Origin of the sequence: Palleronia pontilimi (genome assembly GCF_016412875.1) — a bacterium.
In the GTDB taxonomy this organism is placed as follows: Bacteria; Pseudomonadota; Alphaproteobacteria; order Rhodobacterales; family Rhodobacteraceae; genus Palleronia; species Palleronia pontilimi.
In genome coordinates, this window is sequence record NZ_JAEKPD010000023.1 from 1 (window position 1) to 10,506 (window position 10,506).

General features: G+C 57.9%; 9 protein-coding genes. 6 read left to right on the forward strand and 3 right to left on the reverse strand.

Annotated elements, in window-relative coordinates; all coding sequences use genetic code 11:
• A partial coding sequence (locus tag ILP92_RS18325) for a hypothetical protein (RefSeq protein ID WP_214650084.1) occupies positions 1–285 on the forward strand: 285 nt, incomplete at its 5' end.
• Here ILP92_RS18325 and ILP92_RS16645 read toward each other — a convergent pair.
• The 3 genes from ILP92_RS16645 to ILP92_RS16655 form a co-directional block, all read right to left on the reverse strand.
• A complete protein-coding gene (locus ILP92_RS16645; protein ID WP_198917546.1) occupies positions 286–771 on the reverse strand; it encodes a hypothetical protein in 486 nt (161 codons plus the stop codon).
• 152 nt (positions 772–923) lie between these two features.
• On the reverse strand, positions 924–2,273 hold the full coding sequence (locus ILP92_RS16650) for a plasmid recombination protein (RefSeq protein WP_198917547.1): 1,350 nt from the start codon (positions 2,271–2,273) through the stop codon (positions 924–926).
• Positions 2,274–2,614: 341 nt separating this feature from the next.
• Positions 2,615–5,254: a S1 RNA-binding domain-containing protein gene (locus tag ILP92_RS16655; RefSeq protein WP_198917548.1), complete on the reverse strand. Its 2,640-nt coding sequence runs from the start codon at positions 5,252–5,254 to the stop codon at positions 2,615–2,617.
• Positions 5,255–6,274: 1,020 nt separating this feature from the next.
• Here ILP92_RS16655 and ILP92_RS16660 point away from each other — a divergent pair.
• From ILP92_RS16660 to ILP92_RS16680, 5 genes are all read left to right on the forward strand, one after another.
• Positions 6,275–6,805: a hypothetical protein gene (locus ILP92_RS16660; protein ID WP_198917549.1), complete on the forward strand. Its 531-nt coding sequence runs from the start codon at positions 6,275–6,277 to the stop codon at positions 6,803–6,805.
• Positions 6,802–7,254, forward strand: coding sequence for a hypothetical protein (locus tag ILP92_RS16665; RefSeq protein ID WP_198917550.1), 453 nt, complete (start codon positions 6,802–6,804; stop codon positions 7,252–7,254). The genes ILP92_RS16660 and ILP92_RS16665 overlap by 4 nt, the downstream gene beginning before the upstream one ends.
• Positions 7,255–7,450: 196 nt before the next feature.
• Positions 7,451–7,975 (forward strand): 3'-5' exonuclease, encoded by a 525-nt coding sequence (locus ILP92_RS16670; protein WP_198917551.1) that lies wholly within the window; start codon positions 7,451–7,453, stop codon positions 7,973–7,975.
• Positions 7,976–8,309: 334 nt separating this feature from the next.
• A complete protein-coding gene (locus tag ILP92_RS16675) occupies positions 8,310–8,717 on the forward strand; it encodes a recombinase family protein (protein ID WP_198917552.1) in 408 nt (135 codons plus the stop codon).
• Positions 8,714–10,411, forward strand: coding sequence for a recombinase family protein (locus ILP92_RS16680; RefSeq protein ID WP_198917553.1), 1,698 nt, complete (start codon positions 8,714–8,716; stop codon positions 10,409–10,411). Before ILP92_RS16675 ends, ILP92_RS16680 begins: the two co-directional genes overlap by 4 nt.
• Positions 10,412–10,506: the final 95 nt, after the last annotated feature.

Sequence of the window (10,506 nt, forward strand, 5' to 3'; positions counted from 1 at the left end):
ATTCCAGATCAAACCGGCCCTAACCGCGGGGGAAGGTCAAACCTCAACGGGCCAGAAGTACGCCAGAGCCCGCTACCAGATGATTCCGGTATGATTCCGGAGGGGCTGACAGGAATAATCGTTGGCCAAACGAAAACCCGCCAACCTGATGGTTTGGCGGGTTTATTCTGGTTGCGGGAGCGCGCTTTGGACTTTGTCGAAAACGACGCTGTTCATTCCGGTTGCGCGATGAACCTCGGTGCGGATCGGGAAGGCGCCGAGCGCCTCCCGTCCCGTGGGCGTTGATCACGACGCGGGAGAACCATCCGAAGCTTCAGCCTTCGGCGTAAGTTTCGCGGGCTTGTTCTCATCTTCGGCGGCCTTCGCAGCAGCGCGCTTCTCTTCCTCGGCGGCTGCGCGCTCTGCTTCCTCTGCGGCACGAGCATCCTCCTCGTCCGCCTCTTCGTGCATCTCATCGACGATGTCGGAACGAAGCGGGTGCGTCGCAATTCGACGACGGTTCGCTGCCGTGGCGAGGCGCTCCAGCGAGAAGAAGAATGGGGCCAGGACCTCTTCGTCCATTGCTGCGATGAACTCGGGCATCGTGTCGTTGATCGCCTTGGTGAACAGGCGCTCCTTGTTGTCGGACTTCTTGAGGTCCTTCCCCAAAGATCGCCTGAGAGACGCCACGGCGCGCTCCGTCGCCGAAGATTCCTCGGGTCGGGCGATCTGCTTGCGCTCCTTGCGCGTGGCTTTGGAGGCGGCGAATTCGGCGTTCAGGAAATTGGTCATTGCATTGACTTTCTATGGTTTGATGGCCTCCGCAGAGGTCCGGTTTTCAGGGGCACCCTCTCGGGCTGGCCGGGATATGTTGTTATCTGTTTCGGACGACTCTCCGTTTTCGCGAACTTTTTTCCCGGGAATTTCTATCCGACTGATGTCGCTCAAAACTTTTCTTCATCTCCGGATACTGGGCCTCCTCGGCGCGTGTGCTCGAGCCCGTCGGACAGACCGTTTGTCCGCCGCGCCAGTCGACGGAGAATGGCCGGGATGGTGCGCCGAATGCCCGCTACCACCGACCGAGTTTCTTCCGGCAGATGAGCTGCTGCCTCAGCGATCACCTCATCGGCCTCGGCAATGTCCGCCATCGCAGTTGCTACTCCCGCCTGCGCCTCGGCCTCGGCTCTCGCCCGGGCGTCCCCGAACAGACGCTGCCAAGCGCGCGCAAACACGGTCGACGCTCTCGCGACGCCCTTGGGCGACTTCCTGCGAAGATCTTCGAGCGTCGGTTGCGGCGACGGAGACGTCGTCGGCTCAATTGCGTCGATGAGTTCTGGTTCGCTGTCATCAACCCCGGCGACGAATGCGCCGGAGGTGACGCCCTCTGCGACCGCGAGCACGGTTTCTGCCTCAGCCTCTCTCTCGGCAACGCGCGCCGCGCGGTCATCCAGAGCCGCGCTATCCGTTTGCAGTGCTTTCGCTTCGGCCTTCAGGCGAAGCTCTTCTTCGGCGCGCCACTTCCAGGTTTTTGCGTGATACCGGCGCTTTGGCGGCTCCTCTCCGTTCGCTCGGGCCTCCCGGATGGCGGCCGCACGGCGCTCACCCCGCACCAAGCCGAGGTATGAGAACCATTGACCGACGCTGTCCTGCGCGGCCTCGTAATCCTTGATGAGCGGATGGATTGAGGGCTGGAGCATCCGACGGGTCGCCGTTGCCGTCGGCACCTTGGCCTTCGGCTTGGCAATCTCCACCGTCGCCCGCGGCAGGATCACCGCGTGAATGTGGTATGCGGCCTCATCCCGGTCGGCTCGGGCGTGGATCACATCGTCGCCGAAGTTCTCTATCAGCCAGCCTTTTGCGAGATTTTCGAAATCCTTCTCCCGCTGGTTCTCATCTTCGCCGAAGAAGCCGGACAGATCTTCGTCGAACCAGTCCTTGTTGACTGTGAGGATCACCTCACGCATCGGCCCGTGCCGCGTTGCCCGCCAGGGAGGCTTCGGTCCTTCGACAAGACGCCGTTCAATGTCCTTCTTGCGGTTGCGCTTCTCGAGCGACTCGAGCTCGGCGGCGAAGTTCTCGGCCGTCATGTCACGGATTTCGTCGAGCGCCCGCGCCGCCCAGTCCTCTGATCCGATCAAAGGCGGGCCATTCAACTTCGTTCTCGAGCGATCCACGTGGCTGAGGTCCCCGCCCTTCCTCAACCGATGAGCCTCGTAGCCCCCAAGCTGGTGCGGATAGAGCCCCTCAAACCGCAGCACCACGGGGTAGTCTGTCTTGACGTTCGAACCGTCCATCTCGGATCTCCCAGGAATGTGAGATCAGAAGCTGGGTGGACGTCGGCAAATCGAAAAATGCCTTGGCACCAATCCGGAAAACGGCGTATGCCCGAGAACGAGATTACATTACGCAGGAGATTTATGCAGATGAGAAGCTTTGATCGAAATTATATGCAACAAGCGGAACTTCGGTGCGCAAATAGGGCCTAGCACTTCAAAAGCGCATTCGGAATATTCTCTACAGAAACTCCCGATTCCACACGCTCGATCGAAAAGTGCATCGGAAAAACCGTCTTGCCGATTTCGATTATTGAGAACGACCGTCGCCATTCGCAGCGCCGGGATCGATGCTGAGTCACTCATGGCGACGCGAGCTCAATCTTTCTGTTCGAAGCATCAATGGACTTCACCAGAACAGTTACACTGTCGCCCTTCTTGTAGTCCGAAAGCACTCCCGAGAGTTTCGTGATGTGCAAAAGGCCGTCTACGTTCGGCTCCAAACGCACAAATAGTCCATATTTTGTAATATTAGTCACCTGACCAATTATTGGTTCGTCAACTGGAAGACGGTCGTCAATATCTGCCCATGCGCCAAAAAGTTCTCTTTGCCGACGATCTACGGTAGACTTTGCAGAGCTTATAGTCGAAAGGGCATGCGTGTCGTCCTCTGGAAAAACAAGGTCGTGCTCAGCCAGCATTGCATTGATCTCTTTATCCAAGAAGTCCACAACAGCTTTAGCGTTGCTTACTACTGTCCGCGGGTTGAAATGGTTCTTATCATCTTTGATTCTATCAGAGATAGAGCGTGCCAATTTCTCATCCCGAAACCAAGTGTCTTCGGAAATTGCAGCGAGATAGTGAATGCTGCCAATCAGGTATAGGTGAGTTCTTCCCGCCGGGCCGATTGTGATCAGATCATCGAGCGTAATATTAGTGAGCCTAAAGTCTTCGCTCACAACACAGTTTCTAACGGTCAGATAGTTGAGCTCCCGAATGAAGGACTCTTCTGTAATCCCCAGCTTCTTTAGTTCAGCAAGAATGTCCGCGCCTTTAGCATATTTCGAAGCTCGTGACCCTTTTCCAATCTCCGCCAAGTTCGTAAGATATCGAAGTATCGCGACGCGTGTGATGAAATTCGGTTTAGAGTCATCTATGTCAGAAGAAAACAAATTGACAACATAGGAAAAATCACTGTCGTAATAGCGCATTTTGGACCGAAGAATGACCTTACTCACTATGTCCAGCGGAAGAACGTAAACACCCTTAGATTGAACCATCTTCAAAATGTGCTCCTCCGAAATGTGACCGCTGGAACAAAAATCCAAAAAAATCTCCATCGCGCGCCGCATATTCCTTCCAGAAAGCCCGATAAGCAAACGGCGAACATTCGAATCTGCATCGAAGATAGATTTCAAAATAGATGAAAAATATGAAATTTTATCAGAAGCCATGTAAACTGCCTTCATAGAATTCGGCAAGTCGTAAGAGAACTTCTGGGTTGGATCGAGTTGCAACCTCCTTACCGCGAGATCAACTCTGGACCGCAGAATTAGATCGAAACGTGGAGGTTCAATTCTAAAAGCTAAATCTTTCAGAGCTGTATCTAGTGGCGGGACGTTTTGATTATTATCGTATGTTTCTTCCCTCAAGGGTAGCAAAACCATAGCATTGAACTCGGTTCGCAACCATTGAGATGCCTCAAACATCAAGAGTTGCTCTTGCATCGCAAGCTTGTCGCAATTGTCAAGCGCTATGACGATGAGGGAGGATTCAACCCTGGAAACATAGTCGCAGTATGCTTGAGCCACGTAATGCTGATCGGAAAGAGCCCTTTCAATTGCCTCGGCAAGTTTTTCTGCGTATTTCTCCGAACTGTGCTCGTGCAAGCGACCAGTTCCTTTACGAAATTTCTCGACGTCGTTTCGGAATATCTGCTTAATTGTATCAAGTTCGTCAAAATCGATGCTCGGCTGAGCTCTTTTTATACCACTTATTATCTCCTTTCTCAGCCATGAAAATATCTCGCCGTCTGATACAGGGGCTAAATTCATATTTATATGAATCCACCTAGTCCCTTGCCGCACATCCCTCGGAAGGGCCTGAACCCTTAGATAGTCGATGAAAGTAGTTTTTCCTGCGCCAGCAGCTCCGATCAGTAGCATCACTTCATTATTTAGTTTAGTTCCCTGCCTAAGCTTCTTGATTAGGCGGTCGGGTCTCGACGTATCATCAATCGCGGTAGTATTATTTTCCGAAGGTGGGATGATTGCCTTGAACGCGCGGTCAATAGAGTCGACATACCTGTCGCGTCTTTTGGATGGAATATAGCACTCCTTCGCTATAATATCCCGATCTTCAATGCTTGAAGGGTTGAAGAGATCCTTAAAGTCAGACTTTATCGTTACGCCGAATGAATTCAGGCCAATCTCTTCGCTTTGAGCCGAAACCCCTCCTACCATCTTTCTTGGCTTCCAATATCGTTTAGGCCTGACCTCTTTTGCTACAGATTCGCCCCATTTCCGGAGAGCCTCGCTCGAAAAGTTCTTCACAAAATCGGCGAATTCAATACTTATATGACTCCAGTCTTCAATGCTCAGGTCGTAAATAGGCGTCGCAGAGTTGTTGTATCCGGCAAGAAGACTCTTGCCGTCCGATGCAATAACAAACCTTACAGGATCAATATTTGCGGGATAGTGAGAATTTATTTCAGAAGCATACAGTCTCGCTTCCCTCAGTGCTTCTAAAAGGTCTTCGCCCGGGGTTTTCGCCTCAACAACAAGAATGGGTGCCCCCTTGTGGGTATATATATAATCCGGATAGTAATTCTTTTTTGACATACCTTTGTCTATTACGACACTTCTAATACTGGCCTTTGTATAAAGCTTTTCAATTGAAAGCCCCAAGCCGTCCGGCGAAGGTCCGGTAAGCAGGGGTAATAGAACTTTTTGCTCTACATCGCTTTCGTTCTGAAGCTCAGATCCAAGGGGAATATTTGCCATTCTCAATCCAACTAGCTGCGCTAACCAATCTTACTTTACGATCATCGTTACGCAAGGCAGACCTGTCTCCTAAACAGTGGTCTCCCCTTAAGTATGGCCGTCGGATCGGTGGGAGGACGATGAATGTTCCAGATAAGACACACGAAGCGGTATTCTTTGCGACAAGTTTCGGCATGCAGACGAGCTTGTGTCGCAGGGCCTGTAGGTGGTCGTGGCGGTGCGGTCGATCTGCGCGACTTAGTTCACCTATCACCGATGGTGCAAGGAGTTTGGCGGCTTGAAGACCGATCTGGAGAGGTGGCTGAAGGGGCATGAGCCAAAGAAGATACGCCTGCAGAAGGTCCGTCCTGATCAGACTCGGGAGAACCTAATCCTTCGCGAGGCCGAGGCCGCAAACCGGATGAATTTTTGAGGCGCAGCAAGGCTCCGACCGGGGAGCGTTTTCAACGTGCGCGCAGGTAAATACTCACTAATCAGCTGGCACTCCGGCCCTTCGGGCCTGCGTTCCAGCTGTCGTTCGCCGGGGGCTGACGCCCCCGGACCCCGGCGCCGCTGACGCGCCGCTCGGGAGACGCTCCGCCCTCCCGAACCCGCCAAGGGCCTTCAGCCGGACCAGAGCTCGCGCCGACCCTCTGGACACCCAGGGCAGGGTCGTCGTTCGCCACTCCCCCTGCACCCCCTGGCGTCTCCCGACGGTCTCGGGTCATCGTTCCGCACTCCCCCAAGACCCCCTGCTCCCGGAGGATGCCGCTCCGCGCTCGCCTCCGAACCTCCCCCACTCCCGCGCAGAGCGTTCCGCACTTATCCCCGAACCACACTCCGCTGGCCGCCCGGCGGGGTCGAGAGGGTGCGCCCTCTCGACGCTCTCCCCCAATTACGCAAGCAGGAAGGTCAGACAGGGAAGCAGGCCAGCCCCTTCTGCCGTGCACGCGCGTGATGACGCGCACGACAGAAGGTTCCGGCCGATAGGATAGGAAGGGACCGGGCGCGTCGGACATCCACCGATCAAGGACACCGACAATGCTCGACAGCACCACCAGCAACCCGACAATGACCGCCGCCTGGCAGGACCACCTGTCCTACGGCGACATTGTCTCCTTCCGCTTCCCGCTCGCCGAGGGAGGCCACGTTGGTCGGCCGAAAGCGCGGCCCTGCCTCGTGCTCGATATCGAGGAGCGGGGCGGCCAGCGCTACGCGCTCTTGGCCTACGGCACCACCTCGCGCCGCCGCTCGAACATCGGCTACGAGGTGCACGTCCGCCGCCAGACCGATTACCTCTTGGCCGGGCTCAATGAATCGACCCGTTTTGTCGGCGCACGCCGGCTGCTCGTGTCCCTGAACCACAGCGGCTTTGTCATCTGCGGGGCCACCGGTGCGCCCGTGCTCGGCCGCCTCGACGGCAATCCCTTCGACGCGATGAACGCCGTGCGCGGCCGCATTCACGCCGAGCGCGATATCGCCGCCGATCGGCGCAGCCGCACGCGCAGTCGCGGGGCCACGAGGCGCAAGACGCATCCTGCTTTTCTCGGTGGAAAGGCGGTGCGCATGTGATCTCCACATCGTCCACGACGCTCTTCGACCAGCAAGTCGCGCTGGTCCATGCCGTAATCGCCCTCCGACACGGAATGGCCGAGCATCTGAGAACGCGGGTCCTGCCGCACCTCGAACGGGATGCCCAAGAGACGGTGCAGGACACCATCCAGTTTCTCGAGGAACATGATGAGGATATCGGCATCAACCTTCTGTGCCTCGTCGACATCGCGCGCGCGGAGGTTCGCAAGGCCATCGCCGCCGGGACCTCGGAGAAAAGAGTTCCCATTCCGCGCGAACGCCTGATCGGCCTCGAAGAGGCCTACGATGTCTACAAGGTTCTCAGCCGGGAAGCCGAGGCGCTGACGGCAGCTTTGCTGCCGATCGAGGAACTGGTGAAGGCGGCGAGCCGCCTCGTCCAGTTTGCCACGGCCGTTAGGCTCAGCGTGGACATCGTGAACCTCGAGTGAGAACGGCGGCGCCCGCTGAGGCGCCGTTCCTTGAGGGGCCGACAGGTCCCGAGGCCGGGACTGGATCCCCTGGCCGGCGCGCCGGCGATGTTCACCTCTCCTTCGCTGCTACGAAGACGCCGGTGCGCCCCATCCCGTCCGACGCATGTCGAGCGCCCGGATACACCGGCCACACTTTCACAGGAGACCTCTCCCAATGCTTATTTTCATGGACTTCGAGGCGTCATCGCTCGCCTCCGACAGCTGGCCAATCGAGATCGGCCTTTCCTGGATTGACCCCGACGGCACAGTGCACTCTGTCGGTAAACTCATCCGCCCCGATCCCGCTTGGCAGGAGACGGCATGGTCCGAGCAGAGCGCAGATGTTCATCGTATCCCGCGATCCGACCTCGATGATGCCGATCCCGCGGAAGAGGTGGCTCGGTGGGCCATCGACACGATCGGTGATGCTCGACTGATTGCGGATGCCCCTGAGTTCGATCAGCGCTGGCTGGATCGACTGCTTTCTACCAGTCCAAACCCGCCAACGCTGCCGATCTATGACTTTCACCAGGCTGCCTGGACGGCCTTCACCAAGGACGGCAATCCGATCTCGGCGGCGCTCGATGCCGTCTACGAGAAGCGCGAACGGCGACGAACGGTTCACCGCGCCGCACAGGACGCCGCCGATCTTGCCCATGCGTGGCGCGCCGGGCTTCGCGTTCTCGGGCGTCTGCCTTGATGGGGCGTGACGAGGATGCGCCCGCAGGTCTCCCTGCGGACGCTTGCGGCCATTGCTGTGTGACGGTCTCGGTTGGGCGTCCGCCATGTCGGTTGTCTACTGCCCGAACAGGAAAGGACTCCGCCGATGCCGCTCGACAGACTGATCGACCTTCTCGCAGAAGCCGCGGTCCGGAAGCTCGCGCAGGAACGGGAGCAGAAGGACGCGACACCTGACGCGATATCGCCATCCTGGTGTCGAATTGTGAAGATTAGGTGGAGTAAACTCGTTCGGCATCGGGCTTTCGCGCAAGCTGCCTGAACGCCATTCGGCAAAGACGACAAGGACCTGACTGATGACCGATCAAACCATCGCCGCGCTCTACCTGCGCTCGGCGACATCCAACGATGCAGCGATCGCGGAGCAGCGCCGATACTGCACGGAACACGCTGCCGCTCAGGGCTGGCGCATAGGCGAGGTTTTCGTCGACAACGGTGCGAGCGTGGTCAGGGATCGCCCCGGCCTAGCGGCGCTACGCGACTGCATCAAGCAGGGACGCGCGCAAATCGCGCTGGCCGCAAACCCTGCAAGCATTGCACGCGATCCGGAGATGCTGAGTGACTTCAGCCAATTCTGCGAGACAAATGGCGCTCGGATCGCATATGTCGACGCCCCGGGTGATTTCGCTCCTCTGATGGGTCGGCTTTTGCAAGAGCAGCGCGACGCCGCTCAGAAAAGGAATAACATAGAGGCTCGCGAATGATCCCGACGTCCCCCCGCCGTGCCGCGCTCTACGCGCGCTACTCCACGGACATGCAGAACCCGATGTCGATCGAGGACCAGTTTCGCTTGGCTGAGCGCTACGCCGCCGGGCAGGGTTGGACGATCGTGGAAAGGTTTTCCGACCGGGCCATCAGCGGCACCGCCAGCCACGACCGAACTGATTTTCTGCGGTTGATGGAGGCACTCCCATCGAAGACGCGTGGTTTCGACGTCGTGATCGCCGAATCCCTCGACCGAATCTCGCGTGACCCCGAGCATTTGGCGCGGTTCAACAAGATCGCCACGCACGCGGGCGTCGAGATTCACACCGTCGATCGTGGTAAGGCCGATACGCTCTCTGTCGGGCTGGCCTCGATCCTGAGCAGCATGTTCCTCGAAGGTCTGTCGCAGAAAGTTCATCGGGGTATCGAAGGAAAGGTCTTGTCCGGCCTGAACGGCGGTGGCCGAATCTATGGCTACAAGCCCGGGACCGACGAACAGGGTGTGCCCGTGAAGGGTGCTCTGGCCATCGATGAGATAGAGGCTGCAATCGTGCGGCGCATCCTCCGCGATTACGCCGCGGGCAAGTCTCCAATCGCGATCGCCAGCGCGTTGAACGACGACGGCTTGCCCTCTCCATCTGTCGGGTCGAAGCGCCGCTCCTCGGGGCACTGGAAGCAGAACACGATCAATGGGAACGCCGCACGCGGCACCGGCATCCTGAACAACGAACTCTACGTCGGGCGGCGGGTCTGGAACCGCCTGAGCTATCGGAAGGACCCGGTGACAGAGAAGCGGGTCTCGACGCTCAATCCCGAGAGCGCGTGGCAGGTCGTCGAGGTGCCAGATCTGCGCATTGTCAGCGATGAGCTCTGGGATGCGGTCAAGGCGCGTCAGGCAGCGCAGTCGAAGCGGACGGTGAAGATCGAGAGCACCGATCGCAATCACCTGTCGACCGCCCAAGCGCTGCGCCGTCGCAAGTATCTGCTGTCAGGGCTGCTCCAGTGCGGTCGCTGCGGCGGCAGGATGACGGTGGCCGGAACGGGAAAATACAAGACATACTACTGCGCAAACGCGAAAGAGAAAGGCGGCAGCGTCTGCGAGGGCTTTCGCGGCCTCCGCGAGAGCATTGCCCTTCCCTTGGTGCTTTCCGGGCTGCGCGCCGATTTGATGAAGCCAGAAGCCTATGTGGCCTTCCGGGACCGCTTCCGGAAGCACCTCACCCAGAGTCAGGGCGCGGCCGAGGATACGCTTCACCTCCACGACGCGCGCGTGCGGGAGCTGGAGACCAAGCACCGCAATCTCGTGCTGGCCGTCGAGAACGGCAACTACGCCTCGGCGATCATCGAACGGCTGAACGCCGTGGATACCGAATTGAAGGAAATGAAGGGGAAGCGAGCAGACATCGTCCCGTCGACGGTGGAGTTGCCGGAGAATCTGCCGGACCTCTATCGGGAGATGGTCGGCGACCTCGCCGCCAGCCTCTCGGACGAGGTGGTCGCGGGTCGGGCGGCCGACGAGCTGCACGAGCTCGTCGATCGGATCGTTGTCGATTGGGACGCGGAAGCCAACGGGCACCGACTGGCGATCGAGGGCAACTTGTTGGAGATGCTACGCAAATCGGCACCGAGGGAGCTCGGCGCCGTGCATGGTGGTGCGATTTTCGCGGAAGTTGGTTGCGGGAGTAGGATTTGAACCTACGACCTTCAGGTTATGAGCCGAAACCCTAGCGATTCCAATAGGTTAAAGAAACCAATCACTTAGGCGACAAGCCTTTGATTTCACGCAAT

Excerpts from the sequence above, each read along its gene's own strand:
- ILP92_RS16670 (WP_198917551.1), top strand. The coding sequence starts at position 7,451 with ATGCTTATTTTCATGGACTTCGAGGCGTCATCGCTCGCCTCCGACAGC.
- ILP92_RS16660 (WP_198917549.1), top strand. The coding sequence starts at position 6,275 with ATGCTCGACAGCACCACCAGCAACCCGACAATGACCGCCGCCTGGCAG.
- ILP92_RS16650 (WP_198917547.1), bottom strand. The coding sequence starts at position 2,273 with ATGGACGGTTCGAACGTCAAGACAGACTACCCCGTGGTGCTGCGGTTT.
- ILP92_RS16655 (WP_198917548.1), bottom strand. The coding sequence starts at position 5,254 with ATGGCAAATATTCCCCTTGGATCTGAGCTTCAGAACGAAAGCGATGTA.
- ILP92_RS16645 (WP_198917546.1), bottom strand. The coding sequence starts at position 771 with ATGACCAATTTCCTGAACGCCGAATTCGCCGCCTCCAAAGCCACGCGC.
- ILP92_RS16675 (WP_198917552.1), top strand. The coding sequence starts at position 8,310 with ATGACCGATCAAACCATCGCCGCGCTCTACCTGCGCTCGGCGACATCC.
- ILP92_RS16680 (WP_198917553.1), top strand. The coding sequence starts at position 8,714 with ATGATCCCGACGTCCCCCCGCCGTGCCGCGCTCTACGCGCGCTACTCC.